The organism is Campylobacter volucris (assembly GCF_008245045.1).
Taxonomy (GTDB): domain Bacteria; phylum Campylobacterota; class Campylobacteria; order Campylobacterales; family Campylobacteraceae; genus Campylobacter_D; species Campylobacter_D volucris.
Genome location: NZ_CP043428.1, coordinates 916,568 through 943,461 on the forward strand (window position 1 = coordinate 916,568; position 26,894 = coordinate 943,461).

31 protein-coding genes and 2 pseudogenes are annotated in these 26,894 nt (G+C 28.0%); 8 read left to right on the plus strand and 25 right to left on the minus strand.

Going from position 1 to position 26,894, the window contains the following annotated elements:
* Nucleotide 1: 1 nt before the first annotated feature.
* Genes CVOLT_RS04840 through glmU form a run of 3 tightly spaced genes read right to left on the minus strand, consistent with a single transcriptional unit; the run spans nt 2 to nt 3,071 of the window.
* The gene (locus tag CVOLT_RS04840; RefSeq protein ID WP_039665694.1) at nt 2-622 is read right to left on the minus strand and encodes a hypothetical protein; all 621 of its coding nucleotides are present in this window, start codon (nt 620-622) and stop codon (nt 2-4) included.
* Complete coding sequence (gene coaBC / locus CVOLT_RS04845; protein ID WP_039665695.1) at nt 619-1,782, minus strand: bifunctional phosphopantothenoylcysteine decarboxylase/phosphopantothenate--cysteine ligase CoaBC; 1,164 nt, start codon at nt 1,780-1,782, stop codon at nt 619-621. Before coaBC ends, CVOLT_RS04840 begins: the two co-directional genes overlap by 4 nt.
* Nucleotides 1,779-3,071 carry a bifunctional UDP-N-acetylglucosamine diphosphorylase/glucosamine-1-phosphate N-acetyltransferase GlmU gene (gene glmU / locus CVOLT_RS04850; protein WP_039665696.1) on the minus strand — a complete coding sequence of 431 codons (1,293 nt, stop codon included), beginning with the start codon at nt 3,069-3,071 and terminating at the stop codon, nt 1,779-1,781. The genes coaBC and glmU overlap by 4 nt, the downstream gene beginning before the upstream one ends.
* A gap of 174 nt (nt 3,072-3,245) precedes the next feature.
* Between glmU and fliP the strand changes: the two genes are divergently transcribed.
* From fliP to CVOLT_RS04885, 7 genes are all read left to right on the plus strand, one after another.
* Nucleotides 3,246-3,980 carry a flagellar type III secretion system pore protein FliP gene (fliP, locus tag CVOLT_RS04855; RefSeq protein WP_039665697.1) on the plus strand — a complete coding sequence of 245 codons (735 nt, stop codon included), beginning with the start codon at nt 3,246-3,248 and terminating at the stop codon, nt 3,978-3,980.
* Complete coding sequence (locus tag CVOLT_RS04860; RefSeq protein ID WP_039665698.1) at nt 3,981-4,889, plus strand: AEC family transporter; 909 nt, start codon at nt 3,981-3,983, stop codon at nt 4,887-4,889. It abuts the gene before it with no gap.
* A gap of 4 nt (nt 4,890-4,893) precedes the next feature.
* Nucleotides 4,894-6,639 carry a bifunctional chorismate-binding protein/class IV aminotransferase gene (locus CVOLT_RS04865; RefSeq protein ID WP_039665699.1) on the plus strand — a complete coding sequence of 582 codons (1,746 nt, stop codon included), beginning with the start codon at nt 4,894-4,896 and terminating at the stop codon, nt 6,637-6,639.
* Entirely contained in the window at nt 6,636-7,199 is a 564-nt protein-coding gene (locus CVOLT_RS04870) for an anthranilate synthase component II (protein ID WP_039665700.1), read from the plus strand. The genes CVOLT_RS04865 and CVOLT_RS04870 overlap by 4 nt, the downstream gene beginning before the upstream one ends.
* Before the next feature lie 151 nt (nt 7,200-7,350).
* Nucleotides 7,351-8,850, plus strand: a complete 1,500-nt coding sequence (locus CVOLT_RS04875; RefSeq protein WP_039665701.1) for an FAD-dependent oxidoreductase — start codon at nt 7,351-7,353, stop codon at nt 8,848-8,850.
* The gene (locus CVOLT_RS04880) at nt 8,847-9,212 is read left to right on the plus strand and encodes a cytochrome c3 family protein (RefSeq protein WP_039665702.1); all 366 of its coding nucleotides are present in this window, start codon (nt 8,847-8,849) and stop codon (nt 9,210-9,212) included. Before CVOLT_RS04875 ends, CVOLT_RS04880 begins: the two co-directional genes overlap by 4 nt.
* Nucleotides 9,212-9,751 (plus strand): cytochrome c3 family protein, encoded by a 540-nt coding sequence (locus CVOLT_RS04885; protein ID WP_158336549.1) that lies wholly within the window; start codon nt 9,212-9,214, stop codon nt 9,749-9,751. Before CVOLT_RS04880 ends, CVOLT_RS04885 begins: the two co-directional genes overlap by 1 nt.
* A gap of 19 nt (nt 9,752-9,770) precedes the next feature.
* On the opposite strand, the pseudogene CVOLT_RS04890 reads toward CVOLT_RS04885, so the two are convergent.
* The 18 genes and pseudogenes from CVOLT_RS04890 to CVOLT_RS04975 all read right to left on the minus strand — a co-directional run bounded on the left by CVOLT_RS04890 (nt 9,771) and on the right by CVOLT_RS04975 (nt 22,587).
* Nucleotides 9,771-10,097: pseudogene (locus CVOLT_RS04890) on the minus strand (arsenate reductase family protein).
* A gap of 26 nt (nt 10,098-10,123) precedes the next feature.
* Complete coding sequence (locus CVOLT_RS04895; protein WP_039665703.1) at nt 10,124-11,464, minus strand: class II 3-deoxy-7-phosphoheptulonate synthase; 1,341 nt, start codon at nt 11,462-11,464, stop codon at nt 10,124-10,126.
* A 47-nt stretch (nt 11,465-11,511) separates the two neighbouring features.
* The gene (locus CVOLT_RS04900; protein ID WP_039665704.1) at nt 11,512-11,865 is read right to left on the minus strand and encodes a cupin domain-containing protein; all 354 of its coding nucleotides are present in this window, start codon (nt 11,863-11,865) and stop codon (nt 11,512-11,514) included.
* 1 nt (nt 11,866) lies between these two features.
* Nucleotides 11,867-12,223, minus strand: a complete 357-nt coding sequence (gene rplS, locus CVOLT_RS04905) for a 50S ribosomal protein L19 (protein ID WP_012661698.1) — start codon at nt 12,221-12,223, stop codon at nt 11,867-11,869.
* A gap of 11 nt (nt 12,224-12,234) precedes the next feature.
* A complete protein-coding gene (gene trmD / locus CVOLT_RS04910) occupies nt 12,235-12,939 on the minus strand; it encodes a tRNA (guanosine(37)-N1)-methyltransferase TrmD (protein WP_039665705.1) in 705 nt (234 codons plus the stop codon).
* Nucleotides 12,936-13,466, minus strand: a complete 531-nt coding sequence (gene rimM / locus CVOLT_RS04915) for a ribosome maturation factor RimM (RefSeq protein WP_039665706.1) — start codon at nt 13,464-13,466, stop codon at nt 12,936-12,938. The genes trmD and rimM overlap by 4 nt, the downstream gene beginning before the upstream one ends.
* On the minus strand, nt 13,456-13,701 hold the full coding sequence (locus CVOLT_RS04920) for a KH domain-containing protein (RefSeq protein WP_039665707.1): 246 nt from the start codon (nt 13,699-13,701) through the stop codon (nt 13,456-13,458). The genes rimM and CVOLT_RS04920 overlap by 11 nt, the downstream gene beginning before the upstream one ends.
* A gap of 3 nt (nt 13,702-13,704) precedes the next feature.
* The gene (gene rpsP / locus CVOLT_RS04925; protein ID WP_012661702.1) at nt 13,705-13,932 is read right to left on the minus strand and encodes a 30S ribosomal protein S16; all 228 of its coding nucleotides are present in this window, start codon (nt 13,930-13,932) and stop codon (nt 13,705-13,707) included.
* A 68-nt stretch (nt 13,933-14,000) separates the two neighbouring features.
* Nucleotides 14,001-15,338, minus strand: a complete 1,338-nt coding sequence (gene ffh, locus CVOLT_RS04930; RefSeq protein WP_039665708.1) for a signal recognition particle protein — start codon at nt 15,336-15,338, stop codon at nt 14,001-14,003.
* A 58-nt stretch (nt 15,339-15,396) separates the two neighbouring features.
* Complete coding sequence (locus tag CVOLT_RS04935; RefSeq protein WP_039665709.1) at nt 15,397-16,149, minus strand: pseudouridine synthase family protein; 753 nt, start codon at nt 16,147-16,149, stop codon at nt 15,397-15,399.
* Nucleotides 16,139-17,314, minus strand: a complete 1,176-nt coding sequence (gene waaA / locus CVOLT_RS04940; protein WP_039665710.1) for a lipid IV(A) 3-deoxy-D-manno-octulosonic acid transferase — start codon at nt 17,312-17,314, stop codon at nt 16,139-16,141. Before waaA ends, CVOLT_RS04935 begins: the two co-directional genes overlap by 11 nt.
* Nucleotides 17,311-17,874, minus strand: a pseudogene (locus CVOLT_RS04945) (zinc ribbon domain-containing protein); the annotation flags it as partial. The pseudogene CVOLT_RS04945 and the gene waaA, both read right to left, overlap by 4 nt.
* 167 nt (nt 17,875-18,041) lie before the next feature.
* On the minus strand, nt 18,042-18,767 hold the full coding sequence (locus CVOLT_RS04950) for a Nif3-like dinuclear metal center hexameric protein (protein ID WP_039666287.1): 726 nt from the start codon (nt 18,765-18,767) through the stop codon (nt 18,042-18,044).
* Entirely contained in the window at nt 18,763-19,623 is an 861-nt protein-coding gene (gene glyQ, locus CVOLT_RS04955) for a glycine--tRNA ligase subunit alpha (protein WP_039666288.1), read from the minus strand. Before glyQ ends, CVOLT_RS04950 begins: the two co-directional genes overlap by 5 nt.
* A gap of 2 nt (nt 19,624-19,625) precedes the next feature.
* Nucleotides 19,626-20,126 carry a DUF3972 domain-containing protein gene (locus CVOLT_RS04960; protein WP_039665712.1) on the minus strand — a complete coding sequence of 167 codons (501 nt, stop codon included), beginning with the start codon at nt 20,124-20,126 and terminating at the stop codon, nt 19,626-19,628.
* A 9-nt stretch (nt 20,127-20,135) separates the two neighbouring features.
* Nucleotides 20,136-20,630: a 5-(carboxyamino)imidazole ribonucleotide mutase gene (gene purE, locus CVOLT_RS04965; protein WP_039665713.1), complete on the minus strand. Its 495-nt coding sequence runs from the start codon at nt 20,628-20,630 to the stop codon at nt 20,136-20,138.
* Nucleotides 20,627-21,883 (minus strand): peptidase U32 family protein, encoded by a 1,257-nt coding sequence (locus CVOLT_RS04970; RefSeq protein WP_039665714.1) that lies wholly within the window; start codon nt 21,881-21,883, stop codon nt 20,627-20,629. The genes purE and CVOLT_RS04970 overlap by 4 nt, the downstream gene beginning before the upstream one ends.
* On the minus strand, nt 21,880-22,587 hold the full coding sequence (locus CVOLT_RS04975) for a hypothetical protein (RefSeq protein ID WP_039665715.1): 708 nt from the start codon (nt 22,585-22,587) through the stop codon (nt 21,880-21,882). The genes CVOLT_RS04970 and CVOLT_RS04975 overlap by 4 nt, the downstream gene beginning before the upstream one ends.
* 228 nt (nt 22,588-22,815) lie before the next feature.
* Between CVOLT_RS04975 and glnA the strand changes: the two genes are divergently transcribed.
* The gene (glnA, locus tag CVOLT_RS04980) at nt 22,816-24,246 is read left to right on the plus strand and encodes a type I glutamate--ammonia ligase (protein ID WP_039665716.1); all 1,431 of its coding nucleotides are present in this window, start codon (nt 22,816-22,818) and stop codon (nt 24,244-24,246) included.
* A 24-nt stretch (nt 24,247-24,270) separates the two neighbouring features.
* Here the strand turns inward: glnA and purU are convergent, their stop codons facing one another.
* The 4 genes from purU to CVOLT_RS05000 are packed head-to-tail and all read right to left on the minus strand — an operon-like array spanning nt 24,271 to nt 26,852.
* Complete coding sequence (gene purU, locus CVOLT_RS04985) at nt 24,271-25,098, minus strand: formyltetrahydrofolate deformylase (protein WP_039665717.1); 828 nt, start codon at nt 25,096-25,098, stop codon at nt 24,271-24,273.
* The gene (locus tag CVOLT_RS04990) at nt 25,095-26,207 is read right to left on the minus strand and encodes a multifunctional tRNA nucleotidyl transferase/2'3'-cyclic phosphodiesterase/2'nucleotidase/phosphatase (RefSeq protein WP_039665718.1); all 1,113 of its coding nucleotides are present in this window, start codon (nt 26,205-26,207) and stop codon (nt 25,095-25,097) included. The genes purU and CVOLT_RS04990 overlap by 4 nt, the downstream gene beginning before the upstream one ends.
* Entirely contained in the window at nt 26,176-26,610 is a 435-nt protein-coding gene (gene ciaD, locus CVOLT_RS04995) for an effector protein CiaD (protein WP_039665719.1), read from the minus strand. The genes CVOLT_RS04990 and ciaD overlap by 32 nt, the downstream gene beginning before the upstream one ends.
* Nucleotides 26,607-26,852 (minus strand): hypothetical protein, encoded by a 246-nt coding sequence (locus CVOLT_RS05000; RefSeq protein WP_039665720.1) that lies wholly within the window; start codon nt 26,850-26,852, stop codon nt 26,607-26,609. The genes ciaD and CVOLT_RS05000 overlap by 4 nt, the downstream gene beginning before the upstream one ends.
* Nucleotides 26,853-26,894: the final 42 nt, after the last annotated feature.

Sequence of the window (26,894 nt, forward strand, 5' to 3'; positions counted from 1 at the left end):
TTTAGCCTTTAATATCCATCAATCTTTTAAACACAAACAAAGGTGATAAAATAGAAACAACTTCAAATTTAAAATACTCGTGTAAAAATTGCGCTACTTTTGCAAAAGGAGTTTGTATGCGTATAACTTTACCATCATTAATATAAATTTTTAAAGCACCAAAAATCTCAAAATACAAATAAACTTCTACATTTTTTCCACTTTTTTTTGCCTCAAACAAAGCTCTTTCTGAGCCATACACAAAAGGTATATGATAAATTCCCTCAAAAAAAGCAAAAAACATTTCTTTGTAAATTTCATACTCATATGCATTTTTACTTTCTATGATTTTATTGACAATGTAGTTTTTATACCAAGAATTTTCATCTCCATGTTCTAATAATTTTTCTATGATTAAATTTCCTTCTTCAAAAAGCTTTATATTAGGTTTTTTTAAAAGATTTTTAAAAGAAATTACGCCCTTATCCTCATAAACTTCTGCTAAATACTCTTCTCCTACTTCAAGCTCTATCATGCTTTTTGTTTCAAGCTTTTTTGTGTTTAATAATAAAACATAACGATTGTATGATTTTTTTTCTAAAATTTGCATTCTTATAGGTAAAGTTGAATTAATAATATTCACCATAAATCCTTCATATAAGAAGCCAAAACAAAAGCCAGTTTTTCTTTGCTCATTTTTTCACTTTGATAAATTTTATCTTTGGTGATAAAACTAATACAATTTTCATCATCTCCAAAAGTCATATTTTCATTTAAAACATTCAAACATACCATATCTAATCTTTTTTCTACTAAAGATTTTTTAGCATTACTCAAAGCATTTTGCTCATCAAATTCCATTTTAAAGCCTATTTTTTTACCTTTAAAATCTAAATTTTTTAATATATCTTCATTAAGATAAAGTTTTAAATCAAATCCATCTAAATAATCACTCTTTTTGATTTTCCCAGAATACATTTTTGGTACAAAATCGCTCACTGCTGCACTCATGATTAAAACATCAAAATGCTTATAATTTTGTAATTTTTCTTTCAACTGGGCTGAAGAATTAAATTTTTCTATCTCATAAGCAACATCAAATTCAATAGAGCTTAAAAAAACCACCCTAGCTCCTAAAAAATACAAAGCATCGGCAATAGCCTTTGCCATTTTACCACTTGAAAAATTACTTATACATCTAACATCATCTATTTTTTCTTTAGTTCCACCACCGCTTATAACGATTTGTTTATTTATAAAAAAATCATCTTTAAATAAAGCTCTTTTTAAAGCATAAAATATAGTATTAACTTCGGCTAAAGCACCTAAACCATAGTCTTTACAAGCTAAATTTTTTACTACAGGATCAATGATGATATAATCATTTTCTTTAAGAATTTGCAAAGATTTTTGGGTGCTAAAATGCAAATACATATTCGTATTAGCCGCAGGAGCTATTAAAAAAGGTTTATGTTTTTGCACTGTTATTAAAGTTTGGATAAATAAATTATCTGCTATACCATTAGCAAGTTTGTTAATAGAATTTATACTAGCAGGGGCAAAAATTATAGCATCACAATCTTTGCTAAAAGCTATATGATTATTTTGATTTTGCCAACTTTCATTTTCTTCATATAAAATTTCATCTACCAAAGCTTCAAAACTAAGTTTAGTACAAAATTTTAAAGCTCCATTAGAAAGCAATACTTTAACCCTATAACCTTCTTTTTTGCATAAAGAAATTAACTCATAAGCCTTATAAAATGCTATACTGCCACTTACTGCTAGCAAGATAGTTTTCATTTTTTACCTAATTTGTGATAGAAAAAATCTTCTTTAATTTCAGCCTTAGCTCTATTTATATACAAAGAACCTTTTTTTACATCTTTATAAACCGTGCTTCCAGCAGCTATGATCACATCATCTTCGACATTTACAGGCGCGATAAATTGCGTATCAGATCCAACAAAAACATTTTTACCTATTTTAGTTTTGTGTTTTTTTACTCCATCATAATTACAAGTAATACTTCCACAGCCTATATTACTTCCCTCATCTATCTCACAATCACCCAAATAACTTAAATGCCCAGCTTTTACACCATTTAATAAAGCATTTTTACACTCTACAAAATTTCCTATATGAGTATTTTTTAAATGACACTTTGGACGCAAATGTGCTAAAGGTCCTATATCGCTATTTTTTACTATACTATCTTCAATCACACTTGAGCTTTTAATGATGGAATTAATAATTTTTGATTTTCCTTCTATACGAACATTTTCATATACTTCACATTCACCTATAAATTCAACCTCATCTGAAATAAAAGTCGTAGCAGGCATATGAAAAATCACTCCTTGTTTCATCCATTCTTTTTTAATTTCTTCTTGCATAATATCTTGAGCTAAAGATAATTCGATTTTATCATTTACGCCCATAAAATTTTGCTCATCAACAAATACAGCATTAACCACATATCCTTTTTCTTTAGCTAAAAATACTGCATCGGTTAAATAATACTCTTTAGCTTTATTGTCATTTTTTATTAAAGGTAAAACTTCTTTTAAAATTTGAGCCTTAATCGCATAAACTCCACTATTACAAGCCTTTATAGCAAGTTCTTCTTTGCTTGCATCTTTGGTTTCTACAATTTTTTCAATTTTTTCTTCTTTTAAAACTATTCTTCCATAGCTTTTTGGATCTTTTGCTTCAAAAACAGCCACGCTAAAATCATTTTCATTGAAAGCTATTTTTTCTAAATCACTAGATTTAACCAAAGGCATATCACCACATAAAATCAACACCTTGTCGTATTTGCTTTCATAACCTCTTAAAGCTCCTGCTGTTCCTGGATAATTTTGCAAATCTTGCTCTAAAAAGCGTGTATGTGGAAAATGCTCACGGACTACCTGCTCTACTTTTTCCTTTTGATGAGAAAGCACTATGCAAACATCATCACTAATTTTATAAGCTTGTTTTAAAATATGTAAAATCATAGGTTTAGAAGAAATTTTTTGCAAAACTTTTGGATTTTGTGATTTCATACGAGTTCCAAGCCCTGCTGCTAGTATAAGTATGGAAGTTTTCATGGTTTTACCTTTTTTGTAAAAGTTATTACTCAATTTTAACAAGCTAAAGTAAAAATTATAAAAATAACTTATGTCTAAAACAATCTTTTTAATAAATTTAAAAAATATTTTTCAATTCTTTTAAGAGTAAAATTGCTAAAATAATGCTTTAAATTTTCATTCTAAGGAAAAAATTTGAGGTTTTTACTGGTTTTATTTTTATCAAGTTTAGCTCTTTTTAGTGCGGAAGTTACCATACCTACAGTAAATTTAAGCCTTAGTGCACCTAATAATCCTCAACAACTTGTAACCACCTTAAATATCGTCATAGTTTTAACCATACTAGCACTTGCTCCAACTATTATTTTCGTAATGACTTCATTTTTAAGACTTGTAGTAGTGTTTTCTTTTTTAAGAACTGCCCTTGGTACTCAAACTATGCCACCAAATACTATTTTAGTTACCTTGGCTTTGATTTTAACCTTTTTCATCATGGAACCTGTTGCAACCAAATCATACAACGAGGGTATAAAACCTTACATAGCTGAACAAATTGGCTATGAAGAAGCTTTTGAAAAAAGTGTAAAACCTTTTAAAGATTTTATGCTAAAAAACACTAGAGAAAAAGATCTAGCACTTTTTTATAGAATTAGAAATTTAGAAAATCCAAAAACCATAGACGATGTTCCTTTAACTGTTTTAGTACCTGCTTTTATGATTAGCGAGCTTAAGACAGCTTTTGAAATAGGCTTTTTGCTTTTCTTGCCATTTTTAGTTATTGATATGGTGGTAAGCTCGGTTTTAATGGCTATGGGTATGATGATGCTTCCACCTGTAATGATCTCTATGCCTTTTAAATTGCTCATTTTTGTATTAGTAGATGGATGGAATTTACTCATTCAAAATCTAGTCAAAAGTTTTTTAACTTAGATGATATATACTTCTTTATTTGGTATATTTTGCCTACTTTTTACTGGCTATCTTGCAAAAAAAATCAAAATTTTAAAACAAAAACAATCAAGAACATTTCTTGATTTTGCTATTATCTTTGCTTTACCATGTTTAATTTTTGAGCGTGTTTATCATTTAAATTTTGATTTTTCTTTAATTATTGTAATTTTACTGGGATTATTTAGCGCTCTTTTTTCAGCCTTTTGCTGCACACTTTTAGCAATGTATTTTAATTTTAGCAAGAACACATTGGTGAGTATTTTTTTACTTGCTAGTTTTGGAAATACTTTATTTGTAGGAATTCCCATCATAACAGGAATTTATCCACAAACTAATTTTTTAGGAGAAATCATACTTTATGATGCACTAGCCACTGCCTTACCTGTAGCTTTGTTAGCACCTTTTATCATCTCTTTAGCAAGCAACCAAAAGACTAATTTTTTCACAAATATTAAAAAAGTTTTAACTTTTCCGCCATTTATTGCTTTATTTTTAGGACTAGTTTGTAAATTTTTTACTTTGCCAGAATTTATCTTTGAACCATTGCGTATGCTTGGAGCAAGTGCTACACCCATAGCTCTTTTTGCTATAGGATTAAATTTAGGATTTTTAAGTATTGTAGCTTCTTACAAAAGCACAATAATAGTAATTTTTTCTAAAATGATCTTAACTCCTTTAATATTTTTAATGCTTTTAAAATTTTTTAATTTTCACTTAAATTCAAGTCTAAATATAGCCATATTAGAATCAGCTATGCCAACTATGACATTAATTGCAGCAATGATCATGAAAGCAAAATTAGATACAAATTTAGCTGTAAGCGCTGTAGCCTTTGGTATCATCTTTGCCTTTATTTCTTTACCTATTTGGGTATATGTTTTAGTGTGAAAAAATGAATTTTGGAATTTTTGGTGATTATATTTATCATGATTTAGCCTTTAGTCTAAAAGCTTATAATAAAAAACAAAGTAAAAAAGTTTTTAAAATCATTGAAAAAAACCAAGATAAATTTTATTTTTTAGGCTATGTAAAATATGAATTTTATAAATATTTAAAAGATAAAAACTACGCAAGTGCTGAACCTTTTGTGTATTTTTTAGCTTTTAAAGAAAAAACTCATTTTACTCATCAAGAACAAATTTTAGATTTTTGTGCTATTTTCACTCAAGATTTTGATCAACAAAAATATTTTAAAAATTTTAACGAAGTTAAAAACGCCATAGCAAAAGGACAAAGTTACCAAGTCAATCTAACCCAAGAATTACATTTTAAATCAAATCTTAATTTATATGAAATTTTTCTTAGTCTTTATCTTAAACAAAATACTAAATTTAAAGCATACATAAAAAATGAATTTTTAGAACTTGCTTCATTTTCCCCTGAACTTTTTTTTAAAATAAAAAATAATACCATTTGCACCAAACCTATGAAAGGGACTATAAAACGATCTTTAGATTTAAAAGAGGATGAAAATTTAAAAAAATTCTTACAAAATGATGAAAAAACCATTAGCGAAAATGTGATGATAGTTGATTTATTACGCAATGATTTATCAAAAATTATCAAAAAAAATACTCAAAAAACAAAACTTTTTATAACAAAAACCTATCCTACTTTACACCAACTTATATCAAAAATTAGCGGAAAATTAAAAAATAATATGGATTTTTTCACCATCTTTAAAGCTCTTTTTCCATGTGGTTCTATAACAGGAGCTCCCAAACTAGAAACCATAGAGCTTATAAAAAATTTAGAGCAAAGAGAGCGAGGAATTTATTGTGGTGCTATAGGATTGATACATAAAAATAAAGCTAAATTTAGCGTTGCAATTAGAACCATAGAAAAAAACAATAACGAGAATTTTTATAGATACGGCGTTGGTAGCGGACTTGTATGGGATTCTAAACAAGAAGATGAATTTGAAGAATTGCGTTTAAAAAGTAAAATTTTACAATCAGATTTTTATTTATTTGAAACGATGTTTTATCAAGATGGTAAAATTTTATTTTTTAAAGAACACTTACAAAGACTCTTAAATTCAGCCATATTTTTTCATTTTGATACTCAAAAAATCATGCAAGATTTTAAATTCACAGCAAAAAAAGATAAAAAAATTCGTTTTAAATCTTTGCAAGAATTTAATGACTTTATTTTTAATAATAATTATTTTTTCACTAAAAGCACTTTTAAATATCAAGGACAAAAAATCATAAAATTAAAACTTTTTAAAAATGGTTTATATGAGTTAGAATTTAGCGATATAAAAGAAAATACTAATGATAAATTAATCCTTAGCAATGAACTTTTAAAAGTCAATTTTTTAACTCACCACAAAAGCTCTTTACGCAGTATTTATGAAAAAAATTCATATTTATGGAAAGAAGATTTATGCTATGATGTAGCTTTTTTTGATAAAGAAAATATTTTACATGAGGGCTCAAGAAGTAATATCATAGTAAAAATTGATGATAAATATTTTACCCCTTATGCTAAAAATTGCTTAAATGGAATTTATAGACAAAAACTTTTAAAATACAAACTCATTCAAGAAAAAAATATCAGCAAAAACGAACTTTTAAATTCCAAAGAAATTTATGCTATCAATTCTGTAAGAGGCTTAAAAAAGGTAGTTTTATGAAAGTTTTAATTATAGATAATTATGATTCATTTACTTACACCATAGCCTTTTATCTTAAAGAACTTGATGTTAAATATAAAATCATTAAAAATGATAAATTCAAACACCCAAAAAAACTTAAAAAATATAATTTTACCCATCTAATCATTTCTCCAGGGCCTAATTCCCCTAAAGAATCAAAACTTAGTCTAAAAGCTATTAAATACTTTAAAAAAGATAAAAAAATTCTTGGAATTTGTTTAGGACACCAATGCATAGCACATGTTTTTGGTGGTAAAATTTCTAAACTTTCAAACCCAACTCATGGTAAAATAAAAACTATCGATTTTGCACCAAATCCTCTTTTTAAAAACATAAAAACAAATTTTCAAGTCTGTTTGTATCACTCTTTATATGTTAGTGATATAGGTAAAAAATGCAAAATTCTAGCCAAAAGCAAAGATGGTATCATAATGGCCTTAAAGCATAAAAAATACGATATTTACGGAGTGCAATTTCACCCAGAAGCTATTTTAAGTCAAAATGGTAAGAAGCTTTTGCGAAATTTTATTTTATTATAAAAAATGTTTTAAATATATTTATTTTTAAATATATAAAATATTATCATTTTCATTGCAAAAAAATATTTTTTCTATTATAATTCAAAATAATTTTTAAATATTAGTAAATATTTAATGCTTTATTTTAAATTATTTTTATAATGGAGAAAATATGGAAAAGTTATCTAGAAGGGGTTTTATAAAACTTGCTACTGCTTCTGCCATAAGCACACCTTTAATTTTAAATGCTTCGCCAAATCAAACATCTAAAATCAATTTTGATGAAATTTATGATGTTATAGTGGTTGGAAGTGGTATTAGTGGGCATATATGTGCAACTTATCTTGCAAAAAACAAGCTTAATGTTTTAATGATTGAAAAAATGGATAGAATTGGAGGTAACTCTGCTTTATCTCAGCAAGATTTTGCTGTAATGGGTTCTGATTTGCAAAAAAAGGAAAATATACAAGATAGTGTTGAACTTTTCCTTAAAGATTTAAATAAAGTTGGACAAGGATATAACCATAAAGAGCAAAGTTTAAGATTAGTAAAACACTCTAATGAAGCTTATGAATTTGCCAAAAGTTGTGGTATAAAATATTCAGACAAACTCAAATTCTTAGGTGGCCATAGTGTGCCAAGAACCATACAAACCATAGGTGGTGGTGGTCAAGCTATCCAAACAATACACCAAACCTTTCTAAAAGAAGGTGGAAAATTTAAAAAAGAAACTAAATGTGATGAAATTTTAAAAAATGAACAAGGTGAAGTAATAGGGATTAAAGTAAGAGAAAATTATCGTTTTAATCGAGAGTTAAGAAACGATGATAGAGAAAATACTTCAGGAAATACAAAAACATATCAAGCAAGATTAGCAGTTGTTTTTGCAACAGGAGGATTTAGTAGAGATGTGGAATATAGAAGCATTGCTAATCCTAGACTAAAGCTTGCATATACTCCTTCAAATTTAGGCCAAACAGCTGGTGCTTTAAAAATCATGGCAAAAGCCGGAGGAAACCCTGTGCAAACTGCTTTGAGTAGATTTTCTTTTGGTATTCCAACAGAAGATTTAATATATGGTATTATAGTAGATGATAGATCGCAAAGATTTTTAAATGAAGATGGTGATCGTCAAGTGCTTTCTAATAAAATTTTATCTCATATGGATACGATAAATACAACAAATTACCCTATTGTTATTTTTGACTCCAATGGTTTTGCAAATTCTCATGATCCAAGAAGAATGAATAGTTTTATAACTTCTGGCAAAATGCACAAATTTCAAACCTTAGAAGAATTATCAACATATTTTGATTTAAATCTTGATACTTTAAAACAAACCATAGCAAAATACGAAGAAGGTTTAAAAAATAACAAAGATGAATTTGGCAAAGACTTAAGCAAATCAAAAAATTCAGGTATCAACAAAGCTCCATTTTATGCTATGAAAGCTGCACCAAGCTTAAGCTATACACCTGGTGGAATTTTCATTGATACCAATATGAAAGTTTTATCTTTGCAAGATAACGCCCCAATTCCTAATCTATATGCGATAGGAGAAGCTACAGGAGGAGTCCATGGAGCAAGTAGATTAACAAGTTGTTCCATACCTGATTGTATGACATCTGGATTATTGTGTGCAAAAAATATCATTAATGAGAAAAAAATATGAAAAAAATACTAAGTTTATTGACATTTTTTTTATGTTTTAATTTTTTATATGCTGATAATGTGGATTTAAATAAAACGATGAAGCCTCATCATAAAAGCGTTCAGATTAGTTGTAAGGATTGTCATGGAGCTATTCCAAAAGAAAAATTTAAACCCGTGCAGACTCAAACCTGTCTTAATTGCCATAAAAGTAAAGAATTTCTAGCGCAAAGATTAGATTTTTTAGACAAGAAAAATCCTCACAATTCTATCCATGATGGGTTAAATTTAAATTGTTATTCATGTCATAATGAGCACAAACCATCTTATAATATGTGCAAAGACTGCCATAATACTTCAAAATGGATGAGAGAGATAAAATAATGAAAAAAATGATATTTTTAATTTTATTTGGATTTGTAATTGGACTAGTTACGATTTTTTTTGGTCATAAAACCATTCAAATCACAGGAGATTTACCATTTTGCGGTGCTTGTCATGTGATGGAACCTATGGAAAAATCATATTTAAATGATGTTCATTCTGGAATAGGAAAAACTGGAGTTAAAGCAGCTTGTGTTGATTGTCATCTTCCTCATGATAATATTTTCAACTATCTATTGACCAAAGCTTACAATGGAACAAAAGAAGTTTTTATAACAGCTATAGGAAAGGATAAAGATGTTGATTGGCTAGAAAAACTCAACCATAGGGAAAAATTTACCTATGACTCTGGTTGTTTAAATTGTCATTCAAATATAACAAACAACCTAGCATCTAATTCCCAAAATACTATGCATATGAAATATCTTGATTCTAATAATACTCTAAGTTGCGTAAGCTGCCACAAACAAGTTGGACACTCAGGTCTTAGAGGAGAATTGCATAAATTTGATCCTGAAAAATATCCATTATACAAATAAATATAAAAGAGTATCAAAACTATAAATTTTGATACTCTTTAGCAATTAATACTTTATCATTACCTACAACAATAGGTCTTTTTATCAGCGTTGGATTTTATAAAATAATGCTTTTAATTTCTTCTAAATTTAAACTAAGCAATCTTTCTTTGTTAATACCTAATTTTCTAGCAGTCATTCCGGTTGTATTTATAAATTCTAAAACATCTCTTTTGCCAAGCCAAAAATCTAAAGTTTTTTCATCTAATTTTTTTATATCTAAAAATTCAAATTCAATTTGTTTTGATTTTAAAAACTCAATAGCATTTTTTACACTATTACAATTTTTTATACCATAAAATTTCAACATTTTCTTCCTTTAAAAATTTCACATCAATTTAATCTTGCTTTTTTTAGCAAATCTGCTATCAAAAATGCTAATTCCAATGCTTGATCAGCATTTAATCTTGGATCACATTGTGTCTCATAGCGTTTAAAAAGCTCTTCTTGAGTCACATTTAAACTACCACCCACACACTCAGTAACATTTTGTCCAGTCATTTCCAAATGCACTCCACCAGGATACACACCCTCGCTTATAGCAATTTCAAAAAACGAGCATAATTCTTTCATGATTTTATCAAATTCTCTTGTTTTAAAATTGCCCGATTTTACTGTATTTGCATGCATTGGATCAATACTATATAATATATTTAATCCTTCTTTTTTTAATTCTTTAAATAGTTTAGGCAAAGATTTTTCTATCTCATCATGCCCCATACGAATAATGAAATTTAACCTACCTAAATCATTACTTGGATTTAACATAAAACTAAGTTTTTTAATCTCATCAATATCAAATTTAGAGCTTATTTTAACACCGATAGGATTTTGAATCCCACTTAAAAAATACACATGAGCTTCATTAGGATTTCTTGTTCTTTCTCCTATCCATAGCATATGCGCAGAACAATCATAAATTTTTCCACTTAAACTATCAACCCTTGTTAAAGCTTCCTCATATGGCAAAAGTAAAGCTTCATGTGATGTATAAAAAGCAGTTTGAGACAAATTTGGAGAATCAATAATCCCACAAGCTTGCATAAAAGCCAATGCTTGGGTAATTTTTTCGCTAAGTTCTTCATATTTTTTATCCAACTCAGCTTTTTTTAAAAAACCTAAATTCCATTTATGCACCACTCTTAAATCAGCTAAACCACCCTTTGAAAAAGCTCTTAATAAATTTAAAGTCGTTGCACTTTGATAATAAGCCTCAAGCATTCTTTGTGGATCAGGTTCTCTTAAATTTTCATCAAATTCAAATCCATTGATAATATCACCTCTATAGCTTGGAAGCTTTAAACCATTTTGCTCTTCAAAATCACTGCTTCTAGGTTTAGCAAATTGTCCTGCAACACGCCCTACTTTTACAATAGGACAAGATCCTGCAAAGGTTAAAACTATAGCCATTTGTAGCATAACCTTAAACATATCTCGAATATTATCAGCGCCAAAATTTACAAAACTCTCAGCACAATCACCGCCTTGAAGTAAAAAAGCTTTTTTTTCACTTACCTTTGCCAAATCTTTTTTTAACATATCAACCTCACCTGCAAAAACCAAAGGTGGAAGTTTTTCTAATTTAGCAATAATCTGATTTAATCGTGTTTGATCTTTATAAATAGGTTGTTGCTTGATTTGATAATTTCTCCAAGAATTCTTCGTCCATTTCATATATCATCCTTAAATACTTACAATAATCAAGATTATATAAAATAAACTTAAATTTTTAAAACATTTTCAACGCGTTTGATGGTATCGTGTTTATATAAAGTCAAACGAACAATGGAATTTTCTAATGCAAAAAGATTATGTATCTCATTAGCCTTTAAACTAATACTATCTAATTCTTTCAATCTAACTTGCTCTTTTGCAACTTTAAAATCAATCAAACCTTTTAAAACTTGTATAGTGATAGCAAAAGGAGCTTTATGATCTTTCATAAAACTACCTTTTGAAATATTTATGCAGATTTCTTTAGTATATTCGTTTTCTATTTTCTTAGAAATATTTATACCTTCTTTAAAATCCTCATCCCAAGATACAACTTGATAAGGACTGGTTTTAAATTTCAAATTATTTCTTAAGTTCTTTAATACGAGCAGCCTTACCTCTTCTATCTCTTAAATAGAATAATCTCGCACGACGAACACGACCTCTTCTTAAAACAGTAATACTTTCTAAACTTTCACTATAAATAGGGAAAATTCTTTCTACTCCAACATTGTTAGCACCGATTTTTCTAACAATGAAAGTTTCATCTACACCATTACCTCTACGAGCTATGCAGATACCTTCAAAATTTTGAATTCTTGTTTTGTCGCCTTCTTTAATACGAATAGCAAGTCTTAAAGTATCTCCAGCACGAAATTCTGGAACATTTTTACCTTCAATTTGTTTTTGTTCAAACTGCTCAATATATTTATTTTTCATAATGATATTCCTTAAAATTTGCGTTCATGCTTTTGATACAAATCAGGACGAAAAAACTTCGTTTTGCAAGACGCCATAGTAGTTTTTAAAGCTGTAATTTTAGCGTGATTTCCCTTTAAAAACTCTGAAGGCACATAAAATTTTTTATTATTTTGCTCATATACAAATGGTTTTGAGAAAGAAGGGGCTTCTAAAAGATTATTTTCAAAACTTTCTTCATTTAAGCTTTCAAGGTTACCTAATACACCTTGAATATTTCTACTAATAGCATCACACATTACCAAAGACGCAAGCTCTCCACCGGTGAGAATAAAATCTCCTATAGAAAAAATCTCATCTGCAAAATTTTCCACAACTCTTTCATCAATACCTTCATATCTACTACAAACAAAACAAATATGTTCTTTTTTTGCAAGTCTTTTAGCATCAACTTGTCTAAAAGGCTTCCCGCAAGGTAAAACAAAGACAAAATGAACTTTGTCATCTTTTTGTTTAATGCTTTCTAAGCAATCAAACATTGGTTGATTTTGCATTAAAAGGCCAGCTCCACCGCCTATTTTTTTATCATCTACTTTTAAATGCTTATTTTTAGTAAAATCTCTAGGGTTGATATAATTAAATTGGAGAATTTGTTTGTCTTTTGCCTTTGATAATATAGAACTTTCAAAATAAAAACTGATTAATTGTGGAAAAAGACTTACAAAAGAAAAATTCATGAATTTTCTAGCAATTCTAAGGCATACTTAGTAAAAATTTTTTTATTTTCAATATCGATTTTTTGAATGTATTTATCCACATAAGGAATATAAAATTTTTTTGCTAAAGATTGTTTGATTAGCTCATCTTCACTTTTAACTAAAAATAAAAATCCTATGCCATTTTCTAAAATATCTTCAACAATACCTATTTTTTTATCATCTTCAATAATCTCACATCCAATAATATCAAAATAAAAATATTCATCTTTTTCTAAAATGCAATTTTGTTTTGTAAATTCTTTGGTTTGATAAAGCATAGTATTTGTTAAAGTTTTAGCCAAATCTAAATTTTCATAATTTTCAAATAAAACTAAAGATTTGTTTTGATCAAAATCTTTAATAGTGTAAATTTTTTGATTGATATCAAAAAATTTAGCACCTCGTTTAAACTGCTCAAAAAAATCACTTAAATTGTGTAATTTTAAATAACCTTTTAAGCCAACGCTTTTGCCAAGTTTAGCAACTTGAACCAAATCATTCTTCAATAGCTTTTACCGTTATACGATAAGATGTAGCATCCTTGACTTTATAAGCCATAATCACTGTTTTTATAGCATTAATTAATTTTCCATTTTTCCCTATAAGCTTACCAGTATCTACAGGATCTACATAAATAATAATTTCAGCAAAATCATTTTCTAAATTTTGTCTTGTAATGTTTATTTTTTCAGGAAAATCAACAATTAATTTTGCATATTCTCTTAAAAAATTTTCAATCATATATTATTTACTTGTAATAGCAGCTACTCTATCGCTTAATTTAGCACCAACGCTTTTCCAATAAGCCAAACGCTCAGCGTCAAATTTTACCACTTCAGGTTCAACCATAGGATTATAATAACCTATACTTTCAATCCAGCTACCATCTCTTCTTTTTCTACTATCAGTTACAACTATACGATAAAATGGTCTTTTTTTACGGCCCATTTTTGTAAGTCTAATCACTGTCATTTAATACTCCTAAAAATTAAATTTTTGTTATAGATATTTTAGCTCATATATCCATAAAAAAAATTTAATTATTGAGGTCTTTTAGCTTGAGCTAACATATTCATAAAATTTTCCATTCCTTTTTTATTGGAAAATTTCTTAGCTAACTTTGCTGCATTACTAAATTGTTTTAAAAAACGATTAACTTGCATTTGAGATAAACCTGCACCTTCTGCGATACGACGCTTTCTAGCATTATTTAACAAATCAGGATTTTCTCTTTCCTTTGGAGTCATAGAAGAAATCATGGCTTTAATATGTATAATTTCTTTAGAATTATCCAAATCAATATCTTTAATACTACTAGCCATAGAAGACAATCCTGGGATCATACCTATGATTGATTTCATACTTCCAAGTTTTTTCACACTTTCCATTTGATTTAAAAAGTCATTAAAGTTAAATTCACCTTTTTTGATTTTCTTATTTAAAATTTTAGCTTCTTTTTCATCTATAATTGCAGCTGTTTTTTCGGCCAAAGTTGCTAAATCACCTTCGCCCATGATACGATTAACAATTCTATCAGGAATGAAAATTTCCAAATCTGCGACTTTTTCACCAACACCTATAAATCTTAAAGGCACATTAATTTGCCTTGCAATACCTAAGGCAACGCCGCCTTTAGTATCAGCATCAAATTTACTTAAAACAACCCCAGTAAGATTTAACATTTCATTAAAGGTTGTAGCTGTTTTTACCCCATCTTGACCACTCATTGCATCAGCAACATAAAAAATTTCATCAGGAGTTAAAATATTTTTTATTTCTTTTAACTCATCCATTAATGCCGTATCAATTGCTAAACGACCAGCAGTATCAACAAGCAAAACATCATACATTGATTTTCTTGCTTTTTCTAAAGCTTGTTTTGCTACATTTAAAGGATTATTTTCATTTTCAATAAAAAATAGATCAATTTCATTAGCTTGAGTTAATTGTCTAAGCTGTTCAACTGCTGCTAGTCTTTGCAAATCACACGCAGCAACTAAAACTTTTTTATGTCTTAATTTTAAATAATTAGCAAGTTTTACAGTGCTAGTAGTTTTACCACCACCTTGCAAACCACACATTAATACAACAGTAGGAGGTTTAACCGCAAAGACAAAGCCTTGATTTTTACCTTTAACACTAAGTATATCTTCTAAATTCTTTTTTATAGAATCTAAGAATTGTTTTTGGCCTATACCATTTGTTTTAAGATCGTTTTCTACTAAATTTAATAGTTCTTTTGTTACTTTATGATGAACATCTGCTTTTAAAAGGGCTTTTTTTAAAGTATCTAGTGCGTTTTTTAAGGCTTTTTCATCATCTACAAAACGGAGTTTATTTACTGCAGATTTAAATGATTCGCTAACTATCTCAAACACTTCTTTCCCTTTTTTCAAATTAAGATTTAATTATATTTTCTTTTAGCTTTAAACGCCTTTAAAAATTTAAATTTTTTATTTCAAATCCATACACATTAAAGCTTTCATCCAGTAATGCTTTAAAAGTATAATCAAAAATTTTTGTTTCATAGCTATGTAAAAACATTCTTGATGAAATATTTTTAGCATATTTTTCATCACCAATAACACCATGTTTTATATGATTTAAATGCACTCTAATTTGATGAGTTCTACCCGTTTTTATAATGGCTTTAATCAGTGTTTTTTTGGCATTAACCATCAAAGGTTCAACATAAGTTATCGCCTCTAAACCAAATTTATCAATTTTACTAAAAGCCCCGTTGCTACCTTTATGGGTAGAAATTTTTTCACAAATTTCTATTTCTTCAGCTATTACTCCATCTACAATGGCTAAATAACTTTTATAAACATTTTGCTTTTTATATTCATTAATACATTTTAATCTAAATTCTTCATTTTTACTTAAAAGCAATACTCCACTTGTTTCTTTATCGAGTCTATTAATCAATTTTGCATTAAAAATATTTTCTAAATTTTCACTAATTTGTCCAAATGGTTTATTTAAAACAATGATATTATCATCTTCAAATAATATTTTTGCTTTTTTTATTTTATGAACGACAAATTTTATTTTTACATTCATCAAAGCCCTAGCAATAACTACTTTTTTACCCATTGCAAAAACACAACCATTATCTATAAGTTCTTTTGCTTGGTTGTTAGAAATTTTTTCTTGTATAGCTAATAATTTATACGCTTTATCTTGCATTTACACCTTCTTTTATGCTTTGAATAATCTCTGTTAAATCACCTTGATGTTTAATTTTTGCACAAGTTAAATTTTGAGTTAAAATGTTTTTAATTTCATCTAAATTTTGACAAATATAAATATTTTCAACTTCATTATACAAAGCTTCTTGATTAAAAAAATATTTTCCTGAAATAATAATATTTTCATATTTAGCAGCCTCAATTGGATTATGCCCTCCAATATTTTTTTCAAAAGAACCACATAAAAAAACAATATCACTAATACTATAAAAATTTTCAAGCTCACCTAAACAATCAAGCAATAAACATTTTTCGCAAAAAACACTTTGCAAATCATTTGATTTTAAATCAAGTTGTGAAAATTTTTGCATACCATAACCATTGATTTTACAAAAATCTAATAAAATTTTCTCTACCATCTCAAAACGCTCAGGATGTCTTGGTACAAGAACTAGCTTATCATTTTGTTCTAGTTTGATTTTAGAAAGAAGTGCTTTTTCTTCGTTTTCATGAGTGCTTGCAAGAACTATCAATCTAGATTTTAATTTTTCAAATTTTTTATCTTTTTTGTTTTTATTGATAATTTTAATATTTTTATATGCTATGACATTTTTTGCACCAAGCTCTTGAAGTCTTTCTTTATCTTTTAAGCTTTGAGCAAATACTTCATCGATATATCTAAAAAGTACTTTATAAAAAAAGTTAAATTTTTTATACTTAAAATAAGATCTATCACTGATTCTAGCATTAATTAAAATAACTTTTGCATTAAAAAATTTAGCCATAAACAATAGTATCAACCAAAGTTCAGCTTCAAATATCACTAAAACCTTACAAGGTTTCATCCAAAAAGGAATAAAAATTTCAAATGGCAAAAAATTAACTTTATGCGTATATTTTAAAGCTTCACTAAAGCCTGTGTTTGTGATAGTAGAAATTCTAAAATTATTAAAATGATTAAACAAAAAGCGCATACTTTTTATCTCACCAAAAGAACACCCATGAAAATGGAGATCTGCGTATTCTTGTTTTAAATTTTTGTAAAGAAAAAAACGAGATTTTAAAGAGATTTTATATTTATCTTTATAAAAACTTAAAATTAGTAAAAAAGGTGCTGCAATAACATAAAGTATTACAGCAAGAGCATAATAAAAAAAAATCAATTTTGATTTTCTTCTTTTTCTTTATATAAAATTCTACCACAATGTGGACAAGTAACTATTTCATCACCTTTTAAAACTGCAAGATAAGTTTTATCATAAATTCTCATAAAACATCCATAACAAGCATGTTTTTTTACAGGAACCACAGCACTATTATGTGCCCATTTTCTAATTTTTTCATAAAAAGTTAAAACTTTTTGATTGATTTCTCCAACAAGTTTTACTTTTTTATCATAAATTTCTAATCTTTCTTTTTCTATATCTACCAGAACTGCCTTGGTATCAACTTCAATTTTTTCCACTTCTTCTTCTAGCTGAATTTTCTTTGCTTGCAATTCTTGTTTGAATTTTTCTTTGTTTTCTAAAATTTTATCTAATCTTTCAATTTCCTCATTAGCTGCATCTAATTGCTCTTTAGCTATATCTTCTTCGATTTTTAAAGCATTTGCTTCTTTTTCTGTTTTAACAGCAGCACTTTTTTTAGAAATTTCTTTAATTTTCTCACCAAATTCTGCGATATGGTTATTGTTTTGACTTTTTTGATTTTCTATATCTTTAATATCTTTATCAAATGTGCAAATTTCTTCTTCTGTTTTATCAAGCATTAAACGCTTTTCTTTTAATTTTTTAGTAGCTTCATCTACTTTAAGCGTAAAACCATCTAATTCTTTATCGATTTGCGATAAAACTATGAGTTGATCTAAATATTTATTCATTTATTTTATCCTTAAAAATATTGAAATGGATTTTTTGAAACTGATATTATAACTTCTAAAGGAAATTTTTGCAAATGTCTTGCCAAAATCTCTCCAAAATATTTTTCACTATCATAATGACCTATATCAATTAAATTTAAATTATTATGATAGCTTTCTAAAGCTTGATGGTATTTAAAATCACCGCTTAAAAAACAATCTGCTTTTATATTTGCAATCAAATCTCCACCACTTCCAGTGCAAATAGCAACTTTTTTTAATTGATTATTTTTTGTTTGAACCACTCTTAAATGTTCTATATTTAATTTTTCTTTTACATAAAATACAAAATCTTCAAAAGTAAAATCTACTTCACAATAAATTAAAAAATCCTCTTTGCTATATACACTTAAGCCTAAAATTTGCTCAGTAAAATATTCGTTTAAATGACTTAAATCAAAATTAGTATGCATGGCAATTAAAGCTATATTTTTTTGTATCATTTTGGTAATTAAATTTTGAGGATACAAATTACCACTAATGTGTTTAATACCTTTAAAAATCAAAGGATGATGAACAATAAATAAAGAATTTTCACAAGCTTTATCAAGCAAATACTCATCTATATCTAAACTAAGATAAATTTTAGTCACTTTATCATTTAAATTTCCAATTAATAATCCACTATTATCCCAAGAACTTTGAGTATCAAAAGGACTTATAAAATTAAGATGATCATAAATTTCTTTTATTTTAATCTTCATTTAAATTTTCTTTATAAATTAAAGCACAATTTTTAGATAATTCTCTAATTTTTAACATAAAATCTTGTCTTTGGGTTACCGATATAGCACCTCTTGCATCAAGTAAATTAAAAGTATGCGCAGCTAACATACAATAATCATATGCAGGCAAAGCAAGTTTTGCTTCAAGCGCATTTTTACATTCTTTGTAAGCATTTTCAAATTGAGAATTTAAAATTTGCACATCACTGATTTCAAAATTGTATTTGCTAAATTCATATTCTGTTTGTTTATGCACATCATGATAGGTAATTTTTTCACCATTAAATTCATTCCAAATTATATCATATACATTATCTACATTTTGCAAATACATTGCGATTCTTTCAAGACCATAGGTAATTTCAGCACTCACCAAATCAACAGCTATCCCGCCAACTTGTTGAAAATAAGTAAATTGAGTTACTTCCATACCATCAAGCCAAACCTCCCATCCTAAGCCCCAAGCTCCCAAACTAGGACTCTCCCAATTATCTTCTACAAAACGAATATCATGAGACTTTAAATTAAAACCTAAATTTTCCAAACTTTTTAAATATAATTCTTGGATATTGTCAGGACTTGGCTTCATTAAAACTTGAAATTGATAATAAGCACCCAATCTATTAGGATTTTCACCATATCTACCATCAGTTGGCCTTCTACTTGGAGCCACATAAGCAGCTGCCCAAGGTTTTTTTCCTAAACTTCTTAAAAAGGTGGCTGGATGAAAAGTACCTGCTCCTGCTGGAAAATCATAAGGTTGCATAATCGCACAACCTTGTTTTTGCCAATACTCCTGCAAGGTTAAAATCATTTTTGAAAAAGTCATCATTAGTTTATTTCCTCTGGTTTTTCTTGGGTATTTGCATAAAGATCTACTGTTTTATTCCACATCATTTTATATTTTCGTTTTAAAAATTCTATTTCATCTCTAGCATGTTTTAGCTCTAAATTTAAAGTTTCAATAGTTTTTCTATCTGCATCGTATAATTCTTGCATTGAATAAAGAGCATCTTTTAAAAATTTATTTTCACTTTTTAAAGCTTCTAAGGTTTCATCTTTAGCATCTAAAACTTTTTCATGTAAATTTAAAATAGTTCCAATGGTTTTTTCTACAAAACTTTCTCCAGCTAAAGTCATAGAATTTACCATAGCAGGTTGATGATTAGAAGCTGTTGGAACAACACTAAAGGTTCCTTGATTTGCTTCGATATAAATTTTTCCATCTTCATCTTTAAAATTTAAAGCTCCTTTTGCCATCATTCCTTTGACTACATCTTCAGACAAATGGACTAATTGACAAAATTCTTTTAATTCTAAATAAGTTTGCATGTAATTTCCTTAAAGAAAAATTTCTATTTGACTAGAATCTTTGCTTAATTTTTCTTGCTGTTTTATTCTATCTTCTAATAATTTGCTAGCTAAATTTTCATCATTAATTGCTAAAATTTGGATAGCTAAATATGCAGCATTAATCGCTCCAGCTTTGCCAATAGCTAGCGTAGCAACAGGAATTCCACTTGGCATTTGAACAGTTGAAAACAAAGAATCCATACCTACTAAATTACTCCCTGATATTGGCACACCAAGAACAGGTTTGGTTGTATGTGCAGCAACCGCTCCTGCTAAATGCGCAGCCATACCAGCTGCAGCGATAAATACTTTAGCACCTTTAACTTCTGCTTCTTTAACATACTCTTGAGTTCTTTGAGGGCTTCTATGAGCTGAAGTGATTAAAACTTCATATTTTACACCAAAATCATCAAATATTCTCAAAGCTTCTTTTATAACATCATAATCATTTTTGCTTCCCATTAATACCGATACAAATTTCACTCGATATTCCTTCTTAAAAAGCTAAATTCTGGAAGCTTAAATGGTAAATAAATTTCATTTTCATTGCCGCTATGAATTTCTTGAAATTCTTTATTGTTTTTTGCCAATAATTGTTTAAAAACTACAAAATTTTTTCCATCTTTTTGATAAGTTATGCCTATTTTATTATCTCCTAATTCAATTTTACTATTTATAGGAGTTAAAATTTCATATTCTTTATTTAATTGTATTTTACCTTTGCATTTAAAAAATTCGCCATCTTCACTAATAGCATGAACTTGGTGAGTTCCCTCTTCTATACTAGTGTCGTGATTAATAGAATCAGTCTTTTCATAAGCTCTTGAAACCAAATATCCATCCGTAAAACCTCTATTTTTTAAGGTTTGAATTTCTTTTTCATATTTATTTGCTTCAAAAGTATCATTAAGCACATCTTCTACAGCCATTTTGTAAGTTCTAGTTGTTAAAGCAACATAATACTCACTTTTTGTACGACCTTCTATCTTAAATGCATTAATACAATTTTCTTGCATAATTTTTTGTATATAAGAACTTAAATTTAAATCTTTAGAATTAAAAATATGCGTTCCATTTTCATCTTCTTCGAGCCTAAACAAGGTGTTAGTTTGTGGATTTTTAGCGTAAAGTTCGTAATTAAATCTACAATCATTTGCACACGAACCACGATTGCTCATACGACCACTTTGTACTGATGAGATTAAACACCTTCCAGAATATGCAAAACACATAGAACCATGAACAAAACTTTCTAGTTCGATATCGCAATTATTTTTTAAATCCTTAGCATCTTTTAAACCAAGCTCTCTTGCTATCACAACACGCTTTGCACCCATATCTTTATAGACTTTTGCATCAAGATAGTTTAAGATATTTGCTTGAGTGGAAACATGAAGATTGATCTCAGGAGCTAACTCCTTAACCAATCGCATCGCTCCAACTGAAGCAACAATAAAAGCATCAGGTTTCATTTCTTTTAGTTTTAAAATATGTCTTTTTAAACCTTCAATTTGAGAACTAAAATGAAAACCATTGATAGTCACATAAATTTTTTTACCCCTAGAATGAGTATAATCAATAGCTTCTTTAAAACTATCATAGGTAAAATCTCGAGCAGTTCTTGCTCTTAATGAAAAATTATTCACACCAGCATAAACTGCATCAGCACCATAAGCTAATGCAATTTTTAATTTAGTAAAATTTCCTGCTGGAGAAACAATCTCAGGAATAATCATTTTTTTCCTAAACTAGCGATCAAAGCCTCTATATCATCATTACTTACAACATCTGCAGTTGTGTCACCTTCAATATGCACCGCAGATCCAACGCGTTTTTCATCATCAATTTTACCTTCAAATAAACTACTCATATATCTACTTAAAGCTCTCATTACATTTATAACGCGTTCGATTTTTTGACGATGTATATCTTGATACTGCATAGCATCCATAGCCATCATCACCTCATCTTGACCAGTTTGCAAACAACCTGTAATCTCATCAATAATATTTTTAGCATTATTATTTGTATCAATAGCTTCTTTAAAACTTGCTACATTTGGAAATTTAGCATTTAATTTTTCAAAAATATCAATATTTTTATTTAAAGCGTCGCTAATAACACAAAGATCATTCTCAGAATTTGCAAAAAAGTCATTGATAGCCTCAAGCTTTTCCATCATTTCAGTAGCTTTAATCTCACTATCTCTTGTAACATCATCAAGCTGATGCACAACTTTATGTTCTTTACTTGGTGGTGGTGGTGGCCAAGCCATATCTGCTCTTGCTTTATAATCGCCACTCATCATATCATCGACCATTTTTTTGTTTTTTTCTTCATCCTCGCAATCTGTTTCCGGTTTTTCTTCCTTTGTTTCTACAGAATCAAGATCTAAATCATCAGAACCATTCATTAAAGCATCTAATTCTTCTTGAGTCATCTTACACCTTTTGTTGTGATTAAAAATAATTCGAGATTATATTATAAAAATTATAATTACGCGATTAATTTTTAAAAATTATTTTAAATTTTAATAATAAAAATATAATTTTTACATTTGCTTATAAAAATTATATTAATTTAAACTTAATTTAAAAAAAATATACTACAATTTTGAAATTTAGATTTATACATCTATAAATTTGTTCATTTTAATAAGGAAAGCAAGATGGGAAAATTTGTAAAAAATGTGGAAGAATTTTTTGGATATTGCAAAGAGCATGAAGTTTTGTTTGTTAATTTTAGATTTACAGATATGATAGGAACTTGGCATCATATCACATACAATATCAAAGCAGTAGATGAGGATACTTTTAAAAATGGAATTCCTTTTGATGCTAGTTCTTTGCATGGATGGCAACCGATAGAAAAGTCTGATATGATTTTAAAACCTGATGTAAAAAGTGCATTTTTAGATCCTTTCACTGCTGATCCAACTATCATTGTAATTTGCGATGTTTATGATATCTATAAAGGACAAATGTATGAAAAATGTCCTAGAAGTATTGCAAAAAAAGCGATGGAATATTTAGCCAATAGCAACATTGCAGATAGTGCTTATTTTGGCCCTGAAAATGAATTTTTCATCTTTGATGATGTAAAAATTATAGATTCTCCAAATTGCTCAAAATATGAAGTAGATACAGAAGAAGGAGAATGGAACGATAATAAAGATTTCACAGATAGTTATAATACTGGCCATAGACCTAGAAATAAAGGTGGATACTTCCCTGTTTCACCAATTGATTCTAGTGTAGATATACGCTCTGAAATGGTTCAGGTTTTAGAAAGAGTTGGATTAAAAGTTTTTGTTCATCATCATGAAGTAGCTCAAGGACAAGCAGAAATTGGAGTAGAATTTGGAAATCTAGTTGAAGCAGCAGATAATGTTCAAATTTATAAATATGTTGTAAAAATGGTTGCTCATCTAAATGGAAAAACTGCTACTTTCATGCCAAAACCTTTATATGGTGATAATGGAAATGGTATGCATGTGCATATGAGTCTTTGGAAAGATGGAGTAAATTTATTTTATGATAAAGATGGGTATGGGAAATTAAGTCAATGTGCTATTAATTACATAGGTGGTATTTTGGCTAATGCTAGGAGTGTTGCTGCCTTTACAAATCCAAGTTCAAATTCATACAAAAGAATAGTCCCTGGCTTTGAGGCTCCTTGTATTTTAACCTATTCTTGTCAAAATCGCTCAGCAAGTTGTCGCGTGCCTTATGGAATCAATGAAAAAAGCGCTAGGATAGAAATAAGATTTCCAGATAATACCGCAAATCCTTATCTAGCTTTTACAAGTTTATTGATGGCTGGACTTGATGGTATTAAAAATCAAACAAAACCAGTTGGACCAATGGATGAAAATCTTTTTGCTTTAACTTTAGATGAAATCAGAGAAAAAGGTATAGAGCAACTTCCTCACACTTTAAGAGGTTCGCTTGAAGCATTAATTCGTAAAAATGCTTTCTTAAAACCTGTAATGAGTGATGTTTTTATAGATGATTATCAGCATATGAAATTTGAAACTCAAGTTTGGCCAGTTGAAGCTCGACCGACTGCTTATGAATTTAAAACTTGTTATTCTTGCTAAATTGATGCCATTTTGGGCATCAATTTAAAATACTATTGTTTTATTATTATAAATAAAAATCCTATCATCAAAGACAAGATCTAAAGCTTTTGATAAAACATTTTTTTCGACATTACGACCAGCTTGCTGCATCATCTGCCAAGAATATTCATGTGTTACAGGAATGACATCTTGAGTGATGATAGGACCTTCATCTAAATCATTATTAACAAAATGCGCAGTCGCTCCAATAATCTTAACACCTCGCTCATATGCTTGTTTATATGGGTTTGCTCCTATAAAAGCTGGTAAAAAAGAATGATGGATATTAATGATTTTTCCTTCAAAATGCTGCACAAAAGAAGGAGATAAAATTCTCATATATTTGGCCAATACTATATAGTCAAATTCATATTGACTTAAACACTCAAGTATTTTTTCTTCATGATTTTCTCTGGTTAAATTTTGAGCTTCTATGGTATGAAAAGGGATGCTAAATTTATCCACTAAAGGCTTTAAAATATCATAATTTGCTATTACAGCTTTGATATTAGCATTAAATTCATTGCTAAAATGACGGATTAATAATTCTCCAAGACAATGTGTTTCTTTAGTAGCAAAAACAATGATATCTTTTTTTCTTTTTTCACAAATTTCTATCAAAGCATCATTTGGTAAAACTGCTTCTAAAGTTCCTTTAAAAGCTTGTAAGTCAAGCTCTCCTTCTAAGTGGGCTCTAAAGAAAAATCTTTCCTCGCCGACAAATTCATCGTTTTTAACAATATTTATCCTATATTTAAAAATCACATCTGAAATTCTATAAATCAAACCTTTTTCATCACTACAAGAAATTTTTAAAATATACTCTTTCACACTAACTCCTTTAAATATTTTTTAATTTCTTCAAGCTTACTCTCGCGAAGTTTTACTCCAAGATCTTTTCCAATATAACCTTGTTTTATTAAATCTTTAGCACAAATCTTATTTTCAAATTTTTTATCAAATAATCTTATTTTCCTAGCTTGCTCGATACGCTCTTTATTCCACAGACCTAGCCAATCACAAAGCTTAATTTCTAAAGCAATTGTAGCCAAATCAAAATCACTTATTTTATCTAAAATAAATTTTTGTTCGCTTTTTTTAAAAAATTCTTTTTTGATTTTAGTTTTTTTAAAAAAATCATCTTTTGAAATTTGAAAAAAATTTAAATACAAATATAAAAACAAAGCCTCATCTTTGATGTATTTTTGACTCATACCAAGCAATGCTTTAAAATTTTGATCATTATAACTTTTATAATAAAAAATTTTATCTTCTAAATTTAAAATTTGAAAAAATTCATAAGCTTTGTCTAAATTTGAAGTTTTAAAAATTTTATAAAGCTCTTCATTGATTCTTTCTCTTGAAAGATCGCTAATATCCATATTTTGCATTAAAGCTAAAGTAGTATCAGCTATATTTAAATCAAAACGACAAGCAAAAGAAATAGCACGCAAAATTCTCAAACTATCTTCTATAAAGCTTTCATCATTTATATGTCTTAATATTTTTAAATTTAAATCTTTCAAACCATCATAAAAATCATAAAATTTATAATCAAAGATATTAACCATCAAAGCATTAAGAGTAAAATCTCTTCTTTTTGCACCATCTTTTTCATCATTGCAAATTTTAACTTCAAAGCCTTTATGGCCTATAGAAGTTTTATTTTCATATCTTGCAAGCGCAAGATCAAAATTTTTATATTTATACACAAAAAAACTTTTTCCAAAACCTTTTGCGCCAAGTTGTGTCATTAAATGATCAAATTTTAAAGGATCTATATCATAAATTTCTATATCATAATCATTGCTGGGTAAATTTAAAAAAGAATTTCTTACACAACCTCCTACTAAATATGCTCTTTTAGTATGAGGTTGTAAGATTTTTTTGATGCTTAAAAAATCGTTGTTATTTTTTAAGTCTATCTTCAATTTTTGCAAGTAAAAACTCTAAAAAAGTTATAGTTATATCTAATCTCTTTTCTAAATGTTCATCTTTGGTGTTTTTTAAACCTTCAAACAATACTAAAATTCTTTCTCTAAGATTTTTTAGAAAAAACTCTTCATTATTTTGTATAGGTTCTTCTTTTGCAACAAGTTCTTCGATCTTTAAAACAGGTTTTTCTTCAGCAATTTTTACTTCTAATTGATCAAGTTCTTGCATGAGCTCTTGTGTTACTTTATTAAGCTCTTCTTTGATTTGCATATCTTGCTCTTTTGGTTCTTCTTGGACTTGAGGAATTTCTTCTACCATAGGAGCAAATTCATCGTTTTTGGTATTTTTGTTATCAAGCTCTAAATTTACTTCACTAATTGCTTTTTTTGCTAAATCTTCGATATTCATAGTTTTATTAACCACCTTTTAAATTCATTAATTTCTTCTTCGCTTTTCATATTTACAAAAAAATCAAGCATTTCATAATTTAAATCTTCATGATTTGAACGCAATCCGCTTAATCTTCTAATCGCATCAATAGCATTTTTATTTTGTGGATCTTGTTTTAAAATATTTTTATATATTTCCAAAGCTTCGCTTTTAAGTCCTTGTGCCTCATATATTGACGCTTCAGTAACTGTGTATCTCATATAAAACCTACAAATTATAATTTTATAAATATTATCTAAAAA

Bases quoted from the DNA above. Each gene is read 5' to 3' on its own strand.
- glyQ (WP_039666288.1), bottom strand. From the start codon at position 19,623: ATGACTTTTTCAAAAATGATTTTAACCTTGCAGGAGTATTGGCAAAAA.
- CVOLT_RS04880 (WP_039665702.1), top strand. From the start codon at position 8,847: ATGAAAAAAATACTAAGTTTATTGACATTTTTTTTATGTTTTAATTTT.
- coaBC (WP_039665695.1), bottom strand. From the start codon at position 1,782: ATGAAAACTATCTTGCTAGCAGTAAGTGGCAGTATAGCATTTTATAAG.
- CVOLT_RS04920 (WP_039665707.1), bottom strand. From the start codon at position 13,701: ATGATTGAAAATTTTTTAAGAGAATATGCAAAATTAATTGTTGATTTT.
- rpsP (WP_012661702.1), bottom strand. From the start codon at position 13,932: ATGACAGTGATTAGACTTACAAAAATGGGCCGTAAAAAAAGACCATTT.
- CVOLT_RS04885 (WP_158336549.1), top strand. From the start codon at position 9,212: ATGAAAAAAATGATATTTTTAATTTTATTTGGATTTGTAATTGGACTA.
- CVOLT_RS05000 (WP_039665720.1), bottom strand. From the start codon at position 26,852: ATGAGATACACAGTTACTGAAGCGTCAATATATGAGGCACAAGGACTT.
- CVOLT_RS04970 (WP_039665714.1), bottom strand. From the start codon at position 21,883: ATGATTATTCCTGAGATTGTTTCTCCAGCAGGAAATTTTACTAAATTA.
- CVOLT_RS04870 (WP_039665700.1), top strand. From the start codon at position 6,636: ATGAAAGTTTTAATTATAGATAATTATGATTCATTTACTTACACCATA.
- glnA (WP_039665716.1), top strand. From the start codon at position 22,816: ATGGGAAAATTTGTAAAAAATGTGGAAGAATTTTTTGGATATTGCAAA.
- CVOLT_RS04875 (WP_039665701.1), top strand. From the start codon at position 7,351: ATGGAAAAGTTATCTAGAAGGGGTTTTATAAAACTTGCTACTGCTTCT.
- glmU (WP_039665696.1), bottom strand. From the start codon at position 3,071: ATGAAAACTTCCATACTTATACTAGCAGCAGGGCTTGGAACTCGTATG.
- CVOLT_RS04975 (WP_039665715.1), bottom strand. From the start codon at position 22,587: ATGACTCAAGAAGAATTAGATGCTTTAATGAATGGTTCTGATGATTTA.
- ciaD (WP_039665719.1), bottom strand. From the start codon at position 26,610: ATGAATATCGAAGATTTAGCAAAAAAAGCAATTAGTGAAGTAAATTTA.
- trmD (WP_039665705.1), bottom strand. From the start codon at position 12,939: ATGAATTTTTCTTTTGTAAGTCTTTTTCCACAATTAATCAGTTTTTAT.
- CVOLT_RS04860 (WP_039665698.1), top strand. From the start codon at position 3,981: ATGATATATACTTCTTTATTTGGTATATTTTGCCTACTTTTTACTGGC.
- CVOLT_RS04960 (WP_039665712.1), bottom strand. From the start codon at position 20,126: ATGCAAACTTATTTAGAATTAAAAGAATTTTGTCAATTAGTCCATTTG.
- CVOLT_RS04935 (WP_039665709.1), bottom strand. From the start codon at position 16,149: ATGCAAGATAAAGCGTATAAATTATTAGCTATACAAGAAAAAATTTCT.
- CVOLT_RS04895 (WP_039665703.1), bottom strand. From the start codon at position 11,464: ATGAAATGGACGAAGAATTCTTGGAGAAATTATCAAATCAAGCAACAA.
- CVOLT_RS04865 (WP_039665699.1), top strand. From the start codon at position 4,894: ATGAATTTTGGAATTTTTGGTGATTATATTTATCATGATTTAGCCTTT.
- rplS (WP_012661698.1), bottom strand. From the start codon at position 12,223: ATGAAAAATAAATATATTGAGCAGTTTGAACAAAAACAAATTGAAGGT.